Annotated in this window: 20 protein-coding genes; 10 read left to right on the top strand and 10 right to left on the bottom strand. The window is 62.5% G+C overall.

Going from position 1 to position 19,927, the window contains the following annotated elements; all coding sequences use genetic code 11:
* Positions 1-220 precede the first annotated feature (220 nt).
* The 5 genes from mnmA to aceA all read right to left on the bottom strand — a co-directional run bounded on the left by mnmA (position 221) and on the right by aceA (position 5,607).
* The gene (gene mnmA / locus VNM24_02795; GenBank protein ID HWQ37526.1) at positions 221-1,339 is read right to left on the bottom strand and encodes a tRNA 2-thiouridine(34) synthase MnmA; all 1,119 of its coding nucleotides are present in this window, start codon (positions 1,337-1,339) and stop codon (positions 221-223) included.
* A 16-nt stretch (positions 1,340-1,355) separates the two neighbouring features.
* Positions 1,356-1,802 (bottom strand): NUDIX hydrolase, encoded by a 447-nt coding sequence (locus VNM24_02790; protein HWQ37525.1) that lies wholly within the window; start codon positions 1,800-1,802, stop codon positions 1,356-1,358.
* A 1-nt stretch (position 1,803) separates the two neighbouring features.
* On the bottom strand, positions 1,804-2,436 hold the full coding sequence (locus tag VNM24_02785) for a MarC family protein (protein ID HWQ37524.1): 633 nt from the start codon (positions 2,434-2,436) through the stop codon (positions 1,804-1,806).
* A 169-nt stretch (positions 2,437-2,605) separates the two neighbouring features.
* Positions 2,606-4,222, bottom strand: coding sequence for a malate synthase A (aceB, locus tag VNM24_02780; GenBank protein HWQ37523.1), 1,617 nt, complete (start codon positions 4,220-4,222; stop codon positions 2,606-2,608).
* Between the two features lie 107 nt (positions 4,223-4,329).
* On the bottom strand, positions 4,330-5,607 hold the full coding sequence (aceA, locus tag VNM24_02775) for an isocitrate lyase (protein HWQ37522.1): 1,278 nt from the start codon (positions 5,605-5,607) through the stop codon (positions 4,330-4,332).
* Positions 5,608-6,094: 487 nt separating this feature from the next.
* On the opposite strand from aceA, the gene icd reads away from it, so the two are divergent.
* Positions 6,095-7,339 (top strand): NADP-dependent isocitrate dehydrogenase, encoded by a 1,245-nt coding sequence (gene icd, locus VNM24_02770; GenBank protein HWQ37521.1) that lies wholly within the window; start codon positions 6,095-6,097, stop codon positions 7,337-7,339.
* A gap of 93 nt (positions 7,340-7,432) precedes the next feature.
* Here the strand turns inward: icd and VNM24_02765 are convergent, their stop codons facing one another.
* Positions 7,433-7,639 (bottom strand): cold-shock protein, encoded by a 207-nt coding sequence (locus tag VNM24_02765; GenBank protein HWQ37520.1) that lies wholly within the window; start codon positions 7,637-7,639, stop codon positions 7,433-7,435.
* A 272-nt stretch (positions 7,640-7,911) separates the two neighbouring features.
* Between VNM24_02765 and clpS the strand changes: the two genes are divergently transcribed.
* The 4 genes from clpS to VNM24_02745 all read left to right on the top strand — a co-directional run bounded on the left by clpS (position 7,912) and on the right by VNM24_02745 (position 12,258).
* Positions 7,912-8,229, top strand: a complete 318-nt coding sequence (gene clpS, locus VNM24_02760) for an ATP-dependent Clp protease adapter ClpS (GenBank protein HWQ37519.1) — start codon at positions 7,912-7,914, stop codon at positions 8,227-8,229.
* Positions 8,230-10,491: an ATP-dependent Clp protease ATP-binding subunit ClpA gene (gene clpA, locus VNM24_02755; protein ID HWQ37518.1), complete on the top strand. Its 2,262-nt coding sequence runs from the start codon at positions 8,230-8,232 to the stop codon at positions 10,489-10,491.
* A 166-nt stretch (positions 10,492-10,657) separates the two neighbouring features.
* Positions 10,658-10,963, top strand: coding sequence for a c-type cytochrome (locus VNM24_02750; protein ID HWQ37517.1), 306 nt, complete (start codon positions 10,658-10,660; stop codon positions 10,961-10,963).
* Positions 10,964-10,980: 17 nt separating this feature from the next.
* Positions 10,981-12,258 carry an FCSD flavin-binding domain-containing protein gene (locus VNM24_02745; protein ID HWQ37516.1) on the top strand — a complete coding sequence of 426 codons (1,278 nt, stop codon included), beginning with the start codon at positions 10,981-10,983 and terminating at the stop codon, positions 12,256-12,258.
* Between the two features lie 35 nt (positions 12,259-12,293).
* On the opposite strand, the gene VNM24_02740 is transcribed toward VNM24_02745, so the two are convergent.
* Together VNM24_02740 and VNM24_02735 are read right to left on the bottom strand one after the other, a co-directional pair.
* Positions 12,294-12,728: a hypothetical protein gene (locus VNM24_02740; protein HWQ37515.1), complete on the bottom strand. Its 435-nt coding sequence runs from the start codon at positions 12,726-12,728 to the stop codon at positions 12,294-12,296.
* Between the two features lie 103 nt (positions 12,729-12,831).
* Positions 12,832-13,671, bottom strand: a complete 840-nt coding sequence (locus VNM24_02735; protein ID HWQ37514.1) for a sulfurtransferase — start codon at positions 13,669-13,671, stop codon at positions 12,832-12,834.
* A 140-nt stretch (positions 13,672-13,811) separates the two neighbouring features.
* On the opposite strand from VNM24_02735, the gene VNM24_02730 reads away from it, so the two are divergent.
* From VNM24_02730 to folE2, 4 genes are all read left to right on the top strand, one after another.
* Positions 13,812-14,063 carry an exodeoxyribonuclease VII small subunit gene (locus tag VNM24_02730; protein HWQ37513.1) on the top strand — a complete coding sequence of 84 codons (252 nt, stop codon included), beginning with the start codon at positions 13,812-13,814 and terminating at the stop codon, positions 14,061-14,063.
* A 13-nt stretch (positions 14,064-14,076) separates the two neighbouring features.
* Complete coding sequence (locus tag VNM24_02725) at positions 14,077-14,946, top strand: farnesyl diphosphate synthase (protein HWQ37512.1); 870 nt, start codon at positions 14,077-14,079, stop codon at positions 14,944-14,946.
* 83 nt (positions 14,947-15,029) lie between these two features.
* Positions 15,030-16,874 (top strand): 1-deoxy-D-xylulose-5-phosphate synthase, encoded by a 1,845-nt coding sequence (gene dxs / locus VNM24_02720; protein ID HWQ37511.1) that lies wholly within the window; start codon positions 15,030-15,032, stop codon positions 16,872-16,874.
* Between the two features lie 57 nt (positions 16,875-16,931).
* Positions 16,932-17,741: a GTP cyclohydrolase FolE2 gene (gene folE2, locus VNM24_02715; GenBank protein HWQ37510.1), complete on the top strand. Its 810-nt coding sequence runs from the start codon at positions 16,932-16,934 to the stop codon at positions 17,739-17,741.
* Between the two features lie 61 nt (positions 17,742-17,802).
* Here folE2 and VNM24_02710 read toward each other — a convergent pair whose 3' ends face one another.
* Positions 17,803-18,447, bottom strand: a complete 645-nt coding sequence (locus tag VNM24_02710; GenBank protein HWQ37509.1) for a TIGR02281 family clan AA aspartic protease — start codon at positions 18,445-18,447, stop codon at positions 17,803-17,805.
* Positions 18,448-18,458: 11 nt separating this feature from the next.
* On the opposite strand from VNM24_02710, the gene VNM24_02705 reads away from it, so the two are divergent.
* Positions 18,459-19,166, top strand: a complete 708-nt coding sequence (locus VNM24_02705; protein ID HWQ37508.1) for a type 1 glutamine amidotransferase — start codon at positions 18,459-18,461, stop codon at positions 19,164-19,166.
* Positions 19,167-19,211: 45 nt separating this feature from the next.
* Here the strand turns inward: VNM24_02705 and VNM24_02700 are convergent, their stop codons facing one another.
* Entirely contained in the window at positions 19,212-19,787 is a 576-nt protein-coding gene (locus VNM24_02700) for an MFS transporter (protein HWQ37507.1), read from the bottom strand.
* Positions 19,788-19,927: the final 140 nt, after the last annotated feature.

The following is a 19,927-nucleotide window of genomic DNA, read 5'->3' as shown; positions in this document are numbered from 1 at the left end:
GTTAGCACGCAGCACCATGGCCGAGGCTGCTGCGCGTTGTGCGCTGGCGAGGGCAGATACTCGACACCTCCCTTCCTGCCGCCCCGGAAGAAGGCCAGGAAGTGCAGATTCCTGGAGGACCTCGACCGTTCCAGGCGCGACTGCGAGGCTGGCGCGAGGTGTCGGGGGATATAGGGCATGGGGGCTGGCGCAGGGCTCGCCCCCCGCCTCCAGCCCGCCCTCAGCCAGCCTGAAGCTCGGCTTGTGCTGGAAGGTCGTCTGTTACCGGAACCGCGCGAGCAATGATGCCACCGCCGAGACAGACACGGCTTTCGTAGACTACCAGCGACTGTCCCGGCGTCACCGCCCACTGCGGTTCGGCGAAACGTACCTCGCAGTGATCTGCATCGACACGCTCGATCTCGCAGGGCGCGTCCTTCTGCCGATAGCGGGTCTTGGCACCGTAGACCCAGTGCGTGTGTGGCGGGCGTCCACTGATCCACGAGAGTTCCGAGGCGATCAGCGCGCTGGACAGCAGCGCGGGATGTTCGCGGCCCTGAACCACGACCAACCGGTTGCGTTGGATGTCCTTGCCGGCGACATACCACGCCTGTCCTGGTCCCCCGATTCCCAGCCCTTGCCGCTGTCCGATCGTGTAATACATCAAGCCCATGTGCCGGCCTATCACGCGACCTTCGACGGTCGTGATGTCACCCGGCTCGCTCGGAAGGTAGCGACTGAGAAATTCGCGGAACGGGCGCTCGCCGATAAAACAGATGCCAGTCGAGTCCTTCTTGTCGTAATTGGGCAATCCGAGCTTCCTCGCCAGTGCGCGCACGTCACGTTTGTGCATGGTGCCCAGGGGAAAGAGCGTCCGCGCGAGTTGATCCTGATTGAGGCGGTAAAGAAAGTAGCTTTGATCCTTGAGTCCATCCTCGGCCTTCAGCAGCTGGTACAGTCCGTCGACCTCTCGCAACTGCGCATAATGTCCGGTGGCGATCCGGTCGGCTCCAAGCTTCAGCGCGTGCTCGAGAAACGCCTTGAATTTGATCTCGGCATTGCACAGTACGTCGGGATTGGGCGTTCGTCCGGCGCGATACTCCGCCAGAAAGCTGGAGAACACGCGCTCCTTATACTCCGCGGTGAAATTCACCGCCTCGATCTCGATGCCAATGAGTTCCGCGACCGAAACCGCGTCGATCAGATCCTGGCGCGAGGTGCAATACTGCTCGTCATCATCGTCGTCCCAGTTTTTCATGAACAACCCGACGACTTCGTAGCCCTGTTGCTTGAGCAGCCATGCCGCGACCGAGGAATCCACTCCGCCGGACATGCCGATGATGACCCGTTGCTTGCCCATCGTCCGGCCTGTCCCGTCAGTCGCAGTGCACCAGCAGATCCAGCGGAAACCGCCTGCCGCGCAGGTAGTCGTCGACACAGCGCAGGACCAGCGGGCTGCGATGACGCTGCTGGCTGGCGTGGATCTCGTCGATCGTAAGCCATACCGCACGCACGATCCCGGTGTCGAGCCGCCGCTTCGCGTGCCGCTCGCCGAGCTTGCCGGCAAAGGCGAAACGCAGATAGGTGACCTTGCCGTCCGTCTTGCTCCAGCGGTAGATGCCGATCAAATGCTCAGGCACGAAGTCATAGGCGGTTTCTTCGAGCGCTTCGCGCACCGCACCCTCGATCAGAGATTCGTGAGGTTCCAGGTGCCCTGCCGGCTGATTGAGTTTCACGCCCTCGCGAGTACGCTCCTCGACCAGGAGAAACCGACCATCTGCTTCGATGATGGCGGCCACGGTGACATCCGGTTTCCAGATCATTTCAGCGCAGCTTCGGGAACAACTCGACCAGGCCTTTGTAGATGAACTCGATGGCGATTGCCGCAATGATCAGACCCATGACGCGCGTGATGATATTGATACCGGTCTGGCCGAGCCGCTCGGAGATCCGGTTGGCGGAGATCAGTGTGAGCCACACCACGGCGGCGATCAGCGCCGCAGGCAAGAGCAGGCCGAGACGGGAAAGTGCGCTCGGCGATTCATGAGCCGCGATGATCATGGTGGTGATGGCTCCCGGACCGGCGAGCAGCGGAATGGCAAGCGGCACAATCGCCAGTCCCGCCCGCTCGATCGCTTCCTCGGCTTCGGCCGGGGTCTGCCGGATCCAGCTCTCCTTGGCCTGCAGCATGGAAACAGCGAGCAACAGGAACAAGATACCTCCGCCGATCTGAAAGGAAGGCAGGCTGATGCCGAACAGGGCGAGAACCTCTTTTCCGAACAGTGCGGAAGCGGTCAGTACTCCGAACACGGTCAAGGTTACCGTTACTGCCACGCGGTTGCGTGCGGCGCGGCTCAGTCCGCCTGTGGCGCTCAAGAACACCGGCAAGGCCGCGATCGGGTCAACGATGGCAACGAGCGTCACTGTCAATTTGACAAGTTGAGTCCAGTCCAGCATGTCAATTCCCGGTGCTCGACGGCGGGAGAACCGCTTGTCCCGTTAGCCTGCAAGAACTGGAACCCGGGCCCGCCTCCTCGTGCGTCCGCCGAGGGCGTGGCTTGCTCCCGAGTGCGATCGCAGGCCGTCCATCAAGGACGCCCTGCATCCTCGATGCTGCACGATCCGGTCAACGATGCTCTTGGGATACCACGTATTCGTACGCAGGCAGCGTCAGAAACTCGACGAACTCGTCTGCGAGCGTCAAGTCGGCGAACATCCTTGCGGCTTCTTCGTACCGGCCAGCCGCGTAGCCTCTCTCGCCGAGGATCTCCCGCACTTTTTTCAGTTCCTGCGGCAGCAGCTCCTGAAACAGGTCCTTCGTGACCTTGCGTCCATCCTCGAGGATGCCAAGCGGACTGCGAATCCAGTGCCAGATCTGCGCGCGCGATATTTCCGCCGTCGCGGCGTCCTCCATCAGATTGAAGATCGGCACGCAACCGGTTCCCGCGAGCCAGGCACCGAGATACTGGATGCCGATATTGATATTGAGCCGCAGGCCGGTCTCGGTGATGGGTCCTTTCGGCCGGAAATCGAGCAGATCCCGGGCGGCGACTTTCACGTCGGGGCGCTGCCTCGAAATCTGGTTCGGGGATTTCATCACCCTGTCGAATGCTTCCTTGGCGATAGGAACGAGGCCAGGGTGTGCGACCCAGGTGCCGTCGTGCCCATCGCTTGCTTCCCGGTCCTTGTCAGCACGCACTTTTGCGAGCGCGACCTCGTTGGCGGCCGGATCGTTCTTGATCGGTATCTGCGCGGCCATCCCCCCCATCGCAAAAGTGCCGCGGTGATGGCAGGTCTTGATCAGCAGCAGCGAATAGGCGCGCATGAAGGGACTGGTCATGGTGACCAACCCGCGGTCGGCCAGGACGAAGTCTTTCTGGTTTCGGAACTTCTTGATGCAGCTGAAGATGTAATCCCAGCGCCCGCAGTTCAATCCGGCGGAATGCTCCCGCAACTCGTACAGGATCTCGTCCATTTCGAACGCGGCCAGGATGTTCTCGATCAGCACCGTGGCCTTCACTGTGCCCGGCGAAAGCCCCAGTTCCTTCTGGGAGAAGACGAACACGTCGTTCCACAGCCGGGCTTCCAGATGCGATTCCATCTTTGGCAGGTACAGGTAAACACCGGAGCCGCGCTTCACCCTTTCCTTGGCGTTGTGGAAGAAGTACAGGCCGAAATCGAAAAGCGCGCCCGACATTGGCTGACCGTCCACAAAGAGATGTTTCTCGTCCAGATGCCACCCTCGCGGGCGCACCAGCAGGGTCGCGATCTCGTCGTTGAGCCTGTATTGCTTTCCCTCCGGGCTGGTGAACTCGATGGTTCGGCGCACCGCGTCGCGCATGTTGACCTGCCCCTGCACCTGGTTGTCCCAGGTGGGCGTATTCGAGTCCTCGAAATCCGCCATGTACACGTTGGCGCCGGAATTCAGCGCATTGATTACCATCTTTCGGTCAGTGGGGCCGGTGATCTCCACGCGCCGATCCCGAAGATCCGCCGGCACCGCCGCCACTTGCCAGTCGCCCGCACGGATGTGGCGGGTCTGCGGGAGAAAATCCGGCAGGTGTCCGGCATCGATCTCGCGCTGCCGTTCCTGGCGCCGGCCCAGCAGCTCGATGCGACGGCTGTTGAAACCGCGATGCAGTTTGGCGAGGAAGTCGAGCGCTTGGGGCGTCAGGATGGAGGCGTATTCGGGGGTGAAGCGACCGATGATTCGGATGCCAGGCGGAGTTGTGTATTGAGTCATGAAGGGGCTTTGGGGTTTCCGCGATGTGAAATATGCTTTTGCGTCGTGAGGAAAGTATAAACGCCGCGGGCGCGGATGGCTGCCCGCGGCGTCGCCCCAACCCAGTGTCAGGCAAACTGTTCCTCTTCGGTTGAACCCGATAGCGCCGTCACCGAGGATTGCCCGGCTTGCACCACCTGCATTACCTCGTCGAAGTATCCCGTACCCACTTCACGCTGGTGGCGGGTGGCCGTGTAGCCCGTCGGCTCCGCGGCGAACTCGGCCTGCTGCAACCTCACGTAGGCGCTCATGTGCTCGCGCGCGTACCCGCGAGCCAGTTCGAACATCGAGTAATTCAGCGCGTGGAAGCCGGCCAGCGTGATGAACTGGAACTTGTACCCCATCGAACCCAGTTCACGCTGGAACCGAGCGATCGTCGCGTCGTCGAGGTTCTTCTTCCAGTTGAACGACGGCGAGCAGTTGTACGCCAGCAGTTTCCCCGGGAATTTCCTGTGGATCGCCTCGGCAAACTGGCGTGCGAACGCCAGGTCCGGTTTTCCGGTCTCGCACCAGATCAGGTCGGCGTATGGCGCATAGGCCAGCCCGCGCGAAATCGCCTGCTGGATTCCATGCACTACGCGGTAGTAGCCTTCTGGGGTGCGCTCGCCGGTGCAGAACGGCTTGTCGTTGTCGTCGATGTCCGATGTGAGCAGGCTCGCGGCTTCGGCGTCGGTGCGGGCGAAAAGGACCGTTGGCACGCCCAGAATATCCGCCGCGAGTCGGGCCGCGACAAGCTTCTGGACGGCCTCGCGTGTCGGGACGAGTACCTTGCCTCCCATGTGGCCGCACTTCTTGGCTGAGGCCAATTGATCCTCGAAGTGCACGCCCGCCGCGCCGGCGTCAATCATGGCCTTCATCAGTTCGAAGGCGTTCAACACGCCGCCAAACCCTGCTTCCGCATCCGCGACGATAGGCGCAAACCAGTCGACTTCCTGGCCGCCTTCCAGGTGCTGAATCTGATCAGTGCGCATCAGCGCATTGTTGATGCGCCGCACTATGGACGGAACGCTGTTTGCCGGATAGAGCGATTGGTCCGGATACATCTCGCCGGCGAGGTTGGCATCGGCAGCCACCTGCCACCCCGAAAGATAAATGGCCTTCAGGCCGGCGCGCACTTGCTGTACCGCCTGGTTGCCGGTCAGCGCACCCAGCGCATGGACGAACGGTTCTTCGTTGAGCAGGGTCCACAGCTTCTCCGCGCCGCGGCGCGCCAATGTGTACTCGATCTGCAGGCTGCCGCGCAGGCGAAACACGTCCTCGGCGGAATACGGTCGGTTAACTCCCCGCCAGCGCGGGTTCTCCGCCCACTCTTTCCGCATGCCGGCGATGGTCTGATCGCGGTTCATTCACACCTCTCCCTTAAAAATAAGCCTGTTGAGTGAAGCGCCGATCTGGTTGCCCTCAACTTCCACTCGGCCTCGGGGTCGGGGCACCGAACGGGCCCCCCCGGACTGCTGGCGAAGCCTAGAAACCTCTGCGGCCACTCGGGTAAATGGCCGCGTTGGTGGCGTCACCGCACCGGGGCCACGAACGTGCACCCGCGTGCAACGCAGCTTAGCTACCGTAACGTGGACGCTGCGGCACCGCAACATTCGCGTCGCACGGCGGCGAACCCCGTTCGTTCAACATGTTGCGTTCCAGTCTAGCCCCCGTTTGCGCGATGCGAAAGCGCCTTTTAGGGATCCTATCTACAGCGTCCGCAGGCACGACGCTGAGCGGTCAGGCAGCTCGGCGCAGATGGCTGCGAGGTAGAATCGCCGCTTGATTTTTGTCTCCGGTCTCACGCACTTCTTCCAGTCACCAGGCCAGCCAACGATAACGAGGCGTCTGTTCATGTATCGATACATCAAAGTCCCCCCGCAAGGGGAAAAGATCCGAGTCAGGAAGGATTCCACGCTCGAAGTGCCTGCCAATCCGATCATCCCGTTCATCGAGGGCGACGGAACCGGCGTGGACATCACGCCGGTCATGCGCAAGGTGGTCGATGCGGCCGTGAGCGCCGCCTACGGTACTGGACGCAGGATCGTCTGGATGGAAATGTACGCCGGTGAGAAGTCGTGCAGGGTCTATGGGGAGAATGTCTGGCTGCCGGAAGAGACGCTGCAGGCAGCGAAGGAGTTTGTCGTCTCGATCAAGGGGCCACTGACCACCCCGGTCGGCGGTGGGATTCGGTCCATCAACGTGGCGCTGCGCCAGGAGCTTGATCTGTACGTTTGTCTGCGGCCCGTGCGCTATTTCCAAGGGGTGCCCAGCCCCCTCAAGCATCCGGAGAAGACCGACATGGTGATCTTCCGGGAAAACTCGGAGGACATCTATGCCGGCATCGAGTGGCCGGCCGAGTCGGATGCAGCCAGGAAAGTGATCGACTTCTTGATGAATGACATGGGCGTGAAAAAGATCCGTTTTCCCCGCACCTCGGGCATCGGCATCAAACCGGTTTCCCGCGAGGGTACCGAACGCCTGGTGCGCAAGGCAATCCAGTACGCAATCGCCAACAAGCGGCGCTCGCTCACTCTGGTGCACAAGGGCAACATCATGAAGTTCACGGAAGGCGCGTTCCGGGACTGGGGTTACGCACTGGCCAAGCGCGAGTTCGGAGCCCAGGTCCTCGACGGTGGACCGTGGATGAAGCTGCCGGACGGGATCGTCGTCAAGGATGTCATTGCCGACGCGTTTCTCCAGCAGATTCTGCTGCGGCCCGAAGAGTACGACGTGATCGCCACGCTCAATCTCAACGGCGACTACGTCTCGGACGCCTTGGCCGCCCAGGTGGGCGGCATCGGCATCGCGCCGGGGGCGAATCTGTCCGATTCGGTGGCGATGTTCGAGGCCACCCACGGTACGGCGCCCAAGTACGCGGGGAAGGACTACGTCAACCCGGGATCGCTGATCTTGTCGGCAGAGATGATGCTTCGCCACATGGGTTGGACCGAGGCCGCCGATCTGATCGTGCGCTCAATGGAGGCGACCATCAGCGACAAGGTGGTCACTTACGACTTTGCACGCCTGATGCAGGGCGCAAAGCAGGTGTCCTGCTCGGGGTTCGGCGAGGCGATGGTCGAGCGAATGCCGCGATAAGCCCATCGGCCGAAATGAAAAGCCCGCAGTCGAAGACTGCGGGCTTTTGAGTCAGTTGTCCGGTTTCGCCCGGGTTCTGTCGCCCGGAAACGCCTAGCTTACGGCCTGGATGTTGGATGCCTGCTTGCCTTTCGGTCCCTGGGTCACGTCGAACGATACCTTTTGCCCTTCTTTCAGCGTCTTGAACCCGCTCATCTGGATCGCCGAAAAGTGGGCAAAGAGGTCTTCGCTGCCGTCGTCCGGAGTAATGAAACCGTAACCCTTGGCATCGTTGAACCACTTCACCGTACCAGTTGCCATATCCCCCTTCCCTGACTGAAAGCGCGGGCTGGACACCCGCCGACGTTGTTTGAGTTTCAAGTCCGCGTTATCGGCAGAACCGGTACAGCAGTGACCTTGAAGCCAAACACCCGGCTGCTTTTTAGGTCATTCCCTAGTCCAAGTCAAGGGCAAAAAACCGCCTCGGAACCGCCCCTTAGGCAGCAAGAGCGGAGACCGACACGGGGTCACAACGTACTTGTATTTTCGCCGTCAATAAGCAAAATTAGCGCTAGGACGCGCTGTACAGCGACATGGCAAGAATGGCCACAGGCACCCGCGAAGATTCGGTTCTGGAGGTGGAAAAGAGCAAGGTCAAGCCTCCACGCCTGTACAAAGTGCTACTGTTGAACGACGACTATACTCCGATGGATTTCGTGGTCTCCGTACTCCAGAAATTCTTTCTAATGAGCAGAGAACAGGCCACGCAGATCATGCTCAAAGTACACAGGGAAGGCATGGGAGTGTGCGGTGTCTATCCGAGGGATGTCGCAGCTTCCAAGGTGGAACAGGTGATATCGTTTTCAAGGCAGCACCAGCATCCTTTGCAGTGCGTGATGGAAGAAACCTAGATGATTGCGCAGGAACTTGAAGTTAGCCTTCACATGGCGTTCATGGAGGCGCGGCAGAAGCGCCACGAGTTCATTACCGTGGAGCACCTGCTTCTGGCGATGCTGGACAACCCGTCGGCCTCGGAAGTGCTGCGCGCGTGCGGAGCCAATATCGAGGAACTGCGCAAGCTGCTGACCGAATTCATCAACGAGCACACGCCGGTGGTGAGTGGCGAGGACGTCGACACGCAGCCCACGCTGGGATTCCAGAGGGTCATACAGCGCGCGATCCTTCACGTCCAGTCCTCCGGCAAGAAGGAGGTCACCGGCGCCAATGTGCTGGTTGCGATCTTCGGGGAGAAGGACTCCCACGCGGTGTATTTCCTGCACCAGAAGGGTGTCACGCGGCTCGACGTAGTGAATTTCATCTCGCATGGCATCACTAAGGTGCCGCAAGCAGCACCGGCGAAGCAACAACAGGACACCGATGCCGACTCCGACCAGGAACAATCGCAGGGCGGCGCGCTCGAGAACTACACGGTCAACCTCAATGCGCTCGCCATTTCCGGCAAGATCGATCCGCTGATCGGCAGGGAAATCGAGCTGGAGCGCGTCATCCAGACGCTGTGCCGGCGGCGCAAGAACAACCCGTTGCTGGTGGGTGAAGCGGGGGTGGGCAAGACCGCGATCGCCGAGGGTCTTGCCCGGCGCATCATTGAGGGCAACGTGCCCGAAATTCTCGCCCGCTGCCAGGTCTACGCCTTGGACATGGGTGCGCTGCTTGCCGGCACCAAGTACCGCGGCGACTTCGAGCAGCGGCTGAAGGCCGTGCTCAAGCAGCTTACCGACAATCCCCATGCCATCCTGTTCATCGATGAGATCCACACGCTCATCGGAGCGGGTGCAGCCTCCGGAGGGACGCTGGACGCATCCAACCTGCTAAAGCCCGCGCTTTCCACGGGGGCGCTGAAGTGCATCGGCGCGACGACTTACACCGAGTACCGCGGAATCTTCGAGAAGGATCACGCGCTGTCGCGTCGTTTCCAGAAGATCGACGTGACCGAACCCTCGGTCGGGGAGACGGTCGAGATCCTGAAAGGGCTGAAGACTCGCTTCGAAGCTCATCACGGCGTGAAATACACGCTGGGTGCCTTGTCCGCGGCCGCGGAGCTGTCCGCGCGCTTCATCAACGACCGCCATCTGCCCGACAAGGCGATCGATGTCATCGACGAGGCCGGCGCCGCCCAGCGCATTCAACCGCGCTCCAAGCAGAAGCGCGTGATCGGAAAGCACGAGATCGAGGAGATCATCGCCAAGATCGCGCGGGTGCCCGCTACCAGCGTGTCCTCCTCGGATCGCACCAAGCTGCAGAACCTCGATCGCGACCTAAAGGCCGTGGTCTTCGGCCAGGACAAGGCGATCGACGCCTTGGCGGCAGCGATCAAGATGTCACGGTCGGGGCTGGGCAACCCGCAGAAGCCCATTGGATGCTTCCTGTTCAGCGGTCCCACCGGGGTCGGCAAGACCGAAGTGGCGCGGCAGCTCGCCTATGTTATGGGCGTAGAGCTGATCCGCTTCGACATGTCGGAGTACATGGAGCGCCATGCCGTCTCCAGGCTCATCGGTGCGCCTCCAGGATACGTGGGCTTTGACCAGGGCGGGTTGCTGACCGAGGCGATCACCAAGCACCCGTACTCTGTCCTGCTCCTCGACGAGATCGAAAAAGCACACCCGGACATCTTCAACATCCTGCTGCAGGTGATGGACCACGGAACCCTGACCGACAACAACGGCCGCAAGGCCGACTTCCGCAATACCGTGCTCATCATGACGACCAATGCAGGCGCCGCAGAGCTGTCCAAGGTGTCGATGGGGTTCACGCCGAGCAAGTCGGTGGGCGACGAGATGGCCGAGATCAAGCGGCTGTTCACGCCGGAGTTTCGCAACCGGCTGGACGCCACCATTTCATTTGCGCCGTTGTCTTATGAGATCATCCTCCGCGTCGTGGACAAGTTCCTCATGCAGCTCGAAGAACAGCTGCACGAAAAGAAGGTTGATATCACCTTCACCCCTGCACTGAAGGAGTATCTGGCGAAGCACGGCTTCGATCCGCTGATGGGCGCACGCCCGATGGCGAGGCTTATTCAGGAAACGATTCGCAGCGCACTGGCGGACGAGTTGTTGTTCGGGCGGCTGGCGAGCGGAGGCAAGGTGACTGTCGATATCGACGCGACAGGCAAGACCCGGCTCGTTTTCGAGGAAGAAGCCGAGAGCGTAGCTTAGCTGGCGGGCAGCCGCTGAAAGAGAAAAGGCCGGCGTTCGCCGGCCTTTCTACTTGGGCAGGCCGGTCGGATGGTCGACCCGGCCCTCAGGAGATTAGAATCTGTCCCGCGGGTCCCGCTGGGTGGCCCGATCCGCGGCCAAATAGGCACTCGCAAGGAGGCCAACAATGAGAACCTTCATCGGGTCGATCGCATTTCTGACCGCATTTCTGACCCCTGTAGCGGGAGCGGCCGAGCAAGATCTACAAGCCCGCGATTGGGCCGCTACCTGTACCGGCTGTCATGGGACAAACGGCAAGAGCGAGGGCGCGATTCCCGGCATTGCCGGCCTGGACAAGGCGTACATTATTGGTGTTTTGCTGGAGTTCAAGGCCGACAAACGTCCGGCCACCGTGATGCACCAGCATGCCAAAGGCTATAGCGATACGCAGATCGAGCGCATCGCGGAATTCTTCGCGTCCCAGAAGCGATGAGTCGAACGGGGGCCGACATGTCATTGTCCAGAAGACAGTTCATCAAGTGGCTGGGCGCTGCCGCGGCGGCGGGGGGGGCGGTCGGATGCGCATCCGCGGCGTCGGGCAAAAGCGCTGGACGGGTCGTGGTCATCGGCGGAGGTTATGGCGGGGCAACGGCCGCGAAGTACGTCCGAATGTGGTCGCCGGATATCGAGGTCACCCTGGTCGAGCGCAACGGCGAGTTCATCTCCTGCCCCTTGTCGAATCGCGTCCTTGCGGGAGTGATCGAGTTGAAGGACCTCACACGCGACTACGGCACGCTCGCGGCGCGCCACGGCGTAAGGCTGGTCCGAGATGAAGCCGTCGCTGTCGATACCGCGGCGCAGGCAGTGCGCCTCGCGAGCGGTGCGGTCCTGCAATACGATCGATTGATCGTCTCACCGGGGGTAGACCTGCTCCACGAGGAAATTCCCGGGCTGCGCGACCGGGCCGCCCAGGAACGCGTACTGCATGCCTGGAAGGCCGGGCCCCAAACCGTGGCCCTGCGCCGCCAGCTGGAGGCGATGCGCGACGGCGGCGTGTACGCAATCACGATCCCGCGAGCCCCATACCGCTGTCCGCCCGGGCCGTACGAGCGCGCCTGCCAGGTCGCCTTCTATTTGAAAACCCACAAACCACGGTCCAAGGTGCTGATCCTCGACGCCAACGAGGACGTGCAGTCGAAGAAAGCGTTGTTCGTGAAAGTGTGGTCGGAACGTTATGGCGGTATGGTGGAATACCGCCCCAACAGCAATCTGGTGGATGTGGACGTGGCGACTCTGACGGCCAAGCTCGATTTCGAGGACGTGAAGGCCGATGTGCTCAATGTCGTTCCACCGCAGCGCGCGGCGAAAATCGCACTCGATGCCGGACTGATCACCGCCAATGGCAAGTGGTGCGAAGTCGACTTCCTGACTTACGAATCCAAGGCGGCCAGGAACGTACATGTTCTGGGGGACGCGATTCTGGCCGCGCCGCAGATGCCCAAGTCGGGGCACATGGCCAACCAGCACGCCAAGGTCTGTGCCGCCGCCGTGATCGCGCTACTGCACGGCGAGCAACCCAACCCGGAGCCCTTGGTGACCAATACCTGCTACAGCTTCGTGAGCGACAAGGAGGTCATCCATGTCGCCTCGGTCCATGCCTACAACGCGGAAAAGAAGACGATGGAGGTCATCAAGGGCGCCAGCGGTGTATCCACCGGGCCGAGCGAGCTGGAGGGGCGTTACGCCGAGGCGTGGGGCAGGAACATCTGGAACGACATGCTTGCCTGAGCAGCGCTTGACCGCGGGCAGCGACGGCACGCCCGTCAATAGGCAATATCCTTGATGACGTCAACGGCGATTCGCGTCCGAGTGTCTTCGAGCACGATATCGGTGCCGATAATCACCCTCACGTAACCCTCCGGCAGTTTCGATAGCTTTGCCTCCAGGTCTCTTGGCAGCATCCGGCGCTGCAGGCCCGGCGGGAGGGTTCCGTTCTTGACCACCTGCTTTTCGAGTCCCGGGGGAAGGCGTTTTCCCTTCGCGAGCCCCGGCGGGAGACTCTTCTTGCGCCCAGCGTAATGCTCGGTGATCAGGCGGCGGTCGCCTTCGCTGAACACGACGGCCACGGTCGTCTTTTCGCTGCGGACCACAACCTTTCCCCGCGTGCCGAAGCCTGGTGTGGACTCGCAACCACTAGCCAGCGCGCCGACTGTCAACGCGACTACCAGCCGTGTGAATCTAGTCGAGAACGCTCTCATTGGCCTCTCCCAGTCGCAGATCGCAAGAGCACTGGAGCCGGGCGTGCGTGCGGCCCTGGCTCTTCGCACTGGCCGGAGGAGAAAGCCGCCCCCAAGCGGACGGTCAGGTGACGACCGGCCGCGATGGGTCGGCAATCCACTCGCTCCAGGAACCCGGATAAAGTCTGGAACCATGCAGGCCGGCCACTTCCATCGCCAGGAGATTGTGACAGGCGGACACCCCGGACCCGCATTGATGGACCACCTGCCCGGGTCGTGCCGTTCCGATGACGGCGAGCAGTTCCTCGCGCAGCCGCGCCGCCGGCTTGAACAAGCCCTCTGAATCGAGGTTGTCCTTGAAGAACCGGTTACGCGCACCGGGAATGTGGCCCGCGACGGGATCGATGGTTTCATTCTTGCCGTGGTAGCGATCGTTGCTGCGTGCGTCGATCAGCACCATGTCTGGCGCTCCCAGGTGTTCCAGCACGAACCGGGCATCGACCCAACTCGGGCGCGGGCTGGGCACGAAGCGGGCGGGAACGGGCTGCGGGACCTCGCGCGTGACCGGCAGCCCGGCCTTCAGCCATGCGTTCCACCCGCCGTCGAGCACCGCAACCCGGTCGTGCCCGAGCCAGCGCAGCATCCACCACAGCCGGGCTGCATAGCTGCCGCCGGCACTGTCGTATCCGACTACCTGTTTGGAAGAGTCGACCCCCGCACGACCGAGCCAGCGCGCGAAGATGTCGGGCTCAGGGAGGGGATGACGGCCGTTGGTACCGGTCACCGGGCCCGACAGATCGCGGTCCACGTGCGCGAAACGCGCATGAGGCAGATGTGCTTGCGTGTAGGCCTGGATACCGAACTCCGGATTGCCCAGTTCGTGACGACAGTCGAACACGATCCAGGCCGGGTTATCGATGTTTGCGGCGAGCGCGTCGACCGATACGAGCGTGGAGAAGTGCATGGTGCGGTGGCGGTGGCGAGGTCGGCGTATGGTAGCGGCCCGCGCAGGTGTTGCGCAAACCTGCCGCGCCGGTCTGGTGCGGCGTTGCTTGCGAGGCGGCCTTGGGCTATTTTTGCGCTTTTCCGCCCCGCCCGGTTTCCGTGAGCGACGCCACGAAGTCGAAATCCGACGACAAGCCCGCGAGTTTCGAATCCGCCCTTGCCGAACTCGAAGCCATCGTGGCCAGCATGGAAACGGGCCAGTTGCCGCTCGAGCAATCTCTCGCCGCGTACAAACGCGGCGCCGAATTGCTCCAGTTCTGCCAAGCCCAACTGCAGGAGGCCCAGCAGCAAGTCAGAGTGCTCGAGGCCGGCGCTCTGCAAGATCTCAAGAGTGGAGACGACGCCGGCTAGCTTCGAGCAATGGATGCTCGACCGCCGGTCCAGGGTCGAGCAGGTGCTCTCCCGTGTCCTGCCATCGGTCGACGTTGCTCCGACGCGGCTGCACAGCGCGATGCGCTACGCCGCGCTCGGGGGAGGCAAACGCGTGCGACCGCTGCTCGCCTATGGCGCGGGCGAGCTGGCGCAGGCAAAGCTGCAACGGGTGGATCGCGTGGCCGCCGCCGTGGAGCTGATTCACGTTTACTCGCTCGTGCACGACGATCTACCCTGCATGGACAACGACGAGCTGCGCCGCGGCAAGCGGACCGTGCACTTGGAGTTCGACGAGGCGACCGCCCTGTTGGTCGGCGACAGTCTGCACAGCCTGGCTTTTCAGCTGCTCGCCGAGCCTGATCTGGTCGACGATACGACTATCCAGGTCGAAATGGTGGCGATGCTCGCCCGGGCGGCCGGCTCGCGAGGCATGGCGGGCGGGCAGGCGATCGACTTGCAGAGCGTCGGCGAGAACCTCACCGTCCCGGAACTAGAGTTCATGCACGTGCACAAGACGGGAGCGCTGATCCGGGCGGCGATCCTGCTCGGCGCGCGCTGCGGCGCCGCTCTGACGTCGGTACAGTTGAGGCAGCTGGATCATTTCGGCAAGTTCATCGGACTCGCGTTTCAGGTAATCGACGACGTGCTCGACGCGGATGGGAGCACTGCCACGTTGGGGAAAACCGCGGGAAAGGATGCCAAGAACCAAAAACCGACCTACGTGGCGGCGTTGGGACTGGAGCGTTCGCGGGCACTGGCTGGCGAGCTGCGCGACGATGCTTTGGCGGCGCTCGACGGATTGCCCGGCAACGGGGGCAGGCTGCGCGAACTCGCCGAATTCATCGTGTCGCGCAAGTTCTGACCAGGAAAGGAATCGAGACCGTGAGCAGCGAGGCGTGGCGAGAGCAAGCTCCACTCGAGTCGCTCGCGCAGGATAATGCGCACATGACAGGCTTGCTCAAGTCCATCGATACTCCGGCGGACCTTCGCGCGCTCGATCGAAAACGGCTTCCTCAGCTCATTGCCGAACTGCGCGACTACATCATCGAAGTGGTCTCGAAGACCGGCGGGCATTTTTCCTCCAATCTCGGGACCGTGGAACTGACCGTCGCGCTGCACTACGTGTTCGATACGCCCCGTGACCGCATCGTCTGGGATGTCGGCCACCAGACCTACGCGCACAAGATCCTGACGGGCCGGCGCGAGGCGATGTTGACCCTGCGCCAGTATCGCGGCATCGCCGGATTTCCACGGCGCGAGGAGAGCGAATACGACACCTTCGGTACCGCCCATTCCAGCACCTCGATCAGCGCGGCGCTGGGCATGGCGGTGGCCGCGAAACGCAAGGGAGAGAACCGGCGGGTGGTCGCCGTCATCGGCGACGGCGCCATGACCGCGGGCATGGCATTCGAGGCGCTCAACAACGCCGGAGCGATGAACGCCAATCTTCTGGTGGTACTCAACGACAACGACATGTCGATCTCCGAGAACGTCGGCGCGCTGAACAACTACCTGGCTCGCCTGATGTCGGGACGCTTCTACGCGGCGGCGCGCAAGGCCGGCGAGAAAGTCCTCGGCAAGATGCCGCCCGTGCTGGAACTGGCGCGTCGCGCCGAAGAGCATCTGAAGGGCATGGTCATGCCGGGCACGCTGTTCGAGGAGTTCGGCTTCAACTACGTCGGGCCGATCGACGGTCACGATATCGACGTGCTGGTCGCCACGCTCTCCAACCTGCGCAAGCTGGATGGGCCGCAGTTCCTGCACGTGGTTACCCGCAAGGGCAAGGGGTACAAGCCGGCGGAAGAGGATCCAATCCTCTACCACGGAGTAACCAAGTTCGACCCCAAGGTAGGCATCGTTCCGAAAGCCGGGGGCAAACCGACCTACACGCAGGTCTTTGGAGACTGGCTGTGCGACATGGCGGCACACGATGAGCGCCTGGTGGCCATTACCCCCGCCATGCGCGAAGGGTCCGGACTGGTGCGCTTCTCCCAGGAATACGCGGAACGCTATTTCGACGTGGGAATTGCCGAACAGCACGCCTTGACCTTTGCCGCGGGGCTGGCGTGCGAAGGCCTGAAGCCCGTGGTGGCTATCTACTCAACCTTTCTGCAGCGGGCGTATGACCAGTTGATACACGACATCTGCATCCAGCATCTGCCGGTGGTGTTCGCCGTCGACCGCGGGGGGTTGGTCGGTGCCGATGGCCCGACGCACCACGGCAGCTTCGACCTGTCTTACCTGCGCTGCCTGCCGAATATGACCGTGATGGCACCGAGCGATGAGGCCGAGTGCCGGCGGATGCTCTCGACCGCGTTTGCGCTGAACCGCCCGGCGGCGGTTCGTTATCCGCGCGGCAGCGGACCCGGCGTGGAGGTCCCGCGCGACCTCGACACGTTGGAGGTAGGCAAGGCTGCGGTGCGCCGTCAGGGGCGCCGCATTGCGATCCTGGCTTTCGGCGCCCCAACCAGCGCCGCCCTGCAGGCGGCCGAGGTGCTCGATGCAACCGTGGTCGACATGCGGTTCGTCAAGCCCCTTGACGAGGCACTCGTCCGGCAGATGGCTTCGACGCACGATTGGCTGGTGACGGTCGAGGAGAATGTCATCCAGGGAGGTGCGGGCAGCGCAGTCCTGGAGGTCCTGGAAAGACAAGGTCTTGCCCACAAGGTCTTGCAGCTGGGCCTGCCGGACCGTTTTGTCGACCATGGCGACCCGGCGAGCCTGCTCCACGAGTGCGGACTGGACGCCGAGGGCATTCTGGCTTCGATTCGAAACCGCGTAGTTGACTAGTTTACTCAACTATAGCGGGCGTCTATAATCCTGCCGTCAGTTTGTGCGGAGTTCGCGATGAACTATCCCGAAGCGGTGATTCCCGACGTCCAGCGTAGCGCCGACAACCGGCGGTTGGCCATCGACAAGGTTGGCATCAAGGCCATTCGCCACCCCGTGAAGGTTGCGGAAAAGACCGGTGGCGTACAGCACACCATCGCCAACTTCAACATGTACGTCGGGCTGCCGCACAAATTCAAGGGTACCCATATGTCCCGATTCGTCGAGATCCTCAACGCGCACGAACGGGAGATCTCGGTGGAGTCGTTCGAGTCCATGTTGCGCGAAATGGTCAACCGCCTCGAGGCGGAATCGGGGCACATCGAGATGGTCTTTCCGTACTTCATCGAGAAGAGTGCGCCGGTGTCCGGCGTGAAGAGCCTCATGGACTACGAGGTGACCTTCGCCGGAGAGATCGACCGCGGGCAGTACGGCTTTTCCATGAAAGTGGTCGTGCCGGTCACCAGCCTGTGCCCGTGCTCCAAAGGCATATCGGACTACGGTGCGCACAACCAGCGCTCCCACGTCACGATCACCGCCCGCACCAACGCGCACGTCTGGATCGAGGAACTGGTCCGCGTGGCCGAAGTGGAAGGCTCGTGCGAACTCTACGGCCTGTTGAAGCGGCCCGACGAGAAGTTCGTCACCGAGCGCGCTTACGACAATCCGAAGTTCGTCGAAGATATCGTGCGCGACGTGGCCACCCGCCTGAACAAGGATCCGCGCATCGACGCCTATGTGGTGGAGAGCGAGAACTTCGAGTCGATCCACAACCACTCGGCCTACGCGTTGATCGAGCGTGACAAGCGGCGCGCTAGCGCCGGCTGAGTCGCGCCTGCAAACCCAAGAGGGCCGCCGCGGCGGCCCTCTTGCATCGCGGCCAGCGCAGTCAGTACTTCTTGGTCAAGGTCATCCGGTCTGCCTCGCGTCGCATTTCCAGACGCCCAAGAAAGCTCATGCCGAGCAGGACGACCGGCAGCGCAGCGTTTTCGTGGACCGTGCCGTCGACGTTAGTGAGCGTGATGTCACCGACGCGCACGCTGTCGAGCTTTACCCGATAGACCGGCGTGACGCCGTTCGCGGTTATCGACAGGGCGCGCTCGCCGCGCAGGTAGTCGATTCCCGCCCTGCGTGCGGCCTCGACATCCATGGATACCATCGTCGCCCCGGTGTCCACGAGGAAGCGCACCGACACGCCATTGATCGTGCCGGTGGTAAAGAAATGACCCTGCCCGTCGGCAGTCAGGATGACTTGGGGAGTGCCGGGCTGGGGAGAACTCGCGGCGACCGCTTCGCCCATCGTCACGCGCCGGCGTTTGCCCTCGACTTCGATGACTGCGGACCGGGTGTTCGCACTGATAAGCTTCACGCCCTGATGGACTTCGCCCACCCGCAGGGTCCTGGCTTTGCCCTTGTCCACGCTGAGCGTGGCGCGCCCTTGCGCAAGCGCGTGCACGACGACCTCGGCGGGCCGGGCAGCGCCGGCCCAGCTAAGCGTGGCGGCAAGCAGGACACAGGACGTCAACCGACTCATTGAAGCGCTCCATGAAACCGATCGCGATCTTCCGGCACACGCGGACCGAGGGCCCGGGGTATTTTGCCAATTACCTCGATGCGCGCAACTTGCCTTGGCGTCTGATCGCGGTCGACGAGGGCGCAGCCGTACCCGACAACCCGTCGTCCTTCGGCGGACTGGTATTCATGGGCGGTCCGATGAGCGTGAACGACGACTTGCCGTGGATCGCACCCGCGTTGCGCCTGATCCGCAAGGCGGTCGTTGACAACGTGCCGGTGCTCGGGCACTGCCTAGGGGGGCAGTTGATGGCGAAGGCGCTCGGCGCAACCGTGGGGCGAAATCCGGTCAAGGAAATCGGGTGGGGTCAGGTAGAGGTGTCCATCGGTCCGGAAGCGCACCGTTGGTTGGGGGAGGTCAGCGCCTTCGAGGCCTTTCACTGGCACGGTGAGCGCTTCTCCATCCCGCCGGGGGCGGTCCGGATTCTGGGCAATCGCTGGTGCGAGAACCAGGCGTTCGTCCTAGGTCCTCATCTGGCCATGCAGTGCCATGTGGAAATGACCGCCGACCTCGTGCACAGCTGGCTGCGAAGCGGTGCCGAGGAGATCGCGCAGAGCAGCCACAGCCCGGCCGTGCAGTCACCTGACCAGATCACGCGGGAGCTGGAGGCGCGCCTCGCGGCGTTGCATCGCGTGGCCGATCGCCTCTATGAGATCTGGACCGGCGGTCTTAAGCGCTGATCCGACGGGGCCGAAGCGCGGCGCTCCGCCAGTTCCGGCGGAGATTCATTTCTTGAGGCGCACGGTGCGCGCCTGCACCGGCAGTCCCGTGCCGTCGTCGAACTCTGCAGCTGCCTGAATCGAGCGGCGGGCGATTTCGACCGCGGACAGATTCGGGCGGTCATAGCTGGCCCACAGGGCGCCCAGGGCGTAGTCGCTGCCGCTGCCGTAGGCGTAGAACTTGGAGAACTCCTGCACCGTGCGGTGCCCGGACACGCCGAAGATCCCGTTGGGGTTGGCGATGAGCACGTCCATCCTCGACGACTCCAGGGCGTCCTCCTTGTCTTCTTCGGGCAGCAGGAAATAACGCTCCTTCAGGACGGCGTGCAACCGGTTCCAGGTCTTGAAGATGTCGGCCGCATTGTCGAGCCGGATCTGATCTGCGTTCTCCTGGAAATAATCACGCAGAATCATCTTGAAAGTCGCGTTACCGGTCACCGCGACATAGTTCGCCCCGACCTTCAGGATCTTTTCGCTGTTGGCGATGTAGGTCGCGGTTTCCTTGGCCGAACCCCACTTGGTGAGGGTGTCGGCTGCAATCGCCGCAACCCCGGCCTTCTTGACGACGGCAATCGTGGTCATCTGACCTCGCCATGGCGTGCTAAGTATTTGTTTTGTCGTGACTCTAGGGCGCGACCAAGCGCCCACGAACCAATTGTGCCCGCCTCCGAGCGGCCCGGAAAGAGCCCGCCAGGCGGTGAGAAGGCGGGACCTATCGGCGG

The organism is Burkholderiales bacterium (genome assembly GCA_035560005.1).
Lineage (GTDB): Bacteria > Pseudomonadota > Gammaproteobacteria > Burkholderiales > Eutrophovitaceae > DASRFY01.
This window is presented reverse-complemented; position numbering and strand designations above follow the sequence as displayed.

Bases quoted from the DNA above. Each gene is read 5' to 3' on its own strand.
- mnmA (HWQ37526.1), bottom strand. From the start codon at position 1,339: ATGGGCAAGCAACGGGTCATCATCGGCATGTCCGGCGGAGTGGATTCC.
- VNM24_02790 (HWQ37525.1), bottom strand. From the start codon at position 1,802: ATGATCTGGAAACCGGATGTCACCGTGGCCGCCATCATCGAAGCAGAT.
- VNM24_02785 (HWQ37524.1), bottom strand. From the start codon at position 2,436: ATGCTGGACTGGACTCAACTTGTCAAATTGACAGTGACGCTCGTTGCC.
- aceB (HWQ37523.1), bottom strand. From the start codon at position 4,222: ATGACTCAATACACAACTCCGCCTGGCATCCGAATCATCGGTCGCTTC.
- aceA (HWQ37522.1), bottom strand. From the start codon at position 5,607: ATGAACCGCGATCAGACCATCGCCGGCATGCGGAAAGAGTGGGCGGAG.
- icd (HWQ37521.1), top strand. From the start codon at position 6,095: ATGTATCGATACATCAAAGTCCCCCCGCAAGGGGAAAAGATCCGAGTC.
- VNM24_02765 (HWQ37520.1), bottom strand. From the start codon at position 7,639: ATGGCAACTGGTACGGTGAAGTGGTTCAACGATGCCAAGGGTTACGGT.
- clpS (HWQ37519.1), top strand. From the start codon at position 7,912: ATGGCAAGAATGGCCACAGGCACCCGCGAAGATTCGGTTCTGGAGGTG.
- clpA (HWQ37518.1), top strand. From the start codon at position 8,230: ATGATTGCGCAGGAACTTGAAGTTAGCCTTCACATGGCGTTCATGGAG.
- VNM24_02750 (HWQ37517.1), top strand. From the start codon at position 10,658: ATGAGAACCTTCATCGGGTCGATCGCATTTCTGACCGCATTTCTGACC.
- VNM24_02745 (HWQ37516.1), top strand. From the start codon at position 10,981: ATGTCATTGTCCAGAAGACAGTTCATCAAGTGGCTGGGCGCTGCCGCG.
- VNM24_02740 (HWQ37515.1), bottom strand. From the start codon at position 12,728: ATGAGAGCGTTCTCGACTAGATTCACACGGCTGGTAGTCGCGTTGACA.
- VNM24_02735 (HWQ37514.1), bottom strand. From the start codon at position 13,671: ATGCACTTCTCCACGCTCGTATCGGTCGACGCGCTCGCCGCAAACATC.
- VNM24_02725 (HWQ37512.1), top strand. From the start codon at position 14,077: ATGCTCGACCGCCGGTCCAGGGTCGAGCAGGTGCTCTCCCGTGTCCTG.
- dxs (HWQ37511.1), top strand. From the start codon at position 15,030: ATGACAGGCTTGCTCAAGTCCATCGATACTCCGGCGGACCTTCGCGCG.
- folE2 (HWQ37510.1), top strand. From the start codon at position 16,932: ATGAACTATCCCGAAGCGGTGATTCCCGACGTCCAGCGTAGCGCCGAC.
- VNM24_02710 (HWQ37509.1), bottom strand. From the start codon at position 18,447: ATGAGTCGGTTGACGTCCTGTGTCCTGCTTGCCGCCACGCTTAGCTGG.
- VNM24_02705 (HWQ37508.1), top strand. From the start codon at position 18,459: ATGAAACCGATCGCGATCTTCCGGCACACGCGGACCGAGGGCCCGGGG.
- VNM24_02700 (HWQ37507.1), bottom strand. From the start codon at position 19,787: ATGACCACGATTGCCGTCGTCAAGAAGGCCGGGGTTGCGGCGATTGCA.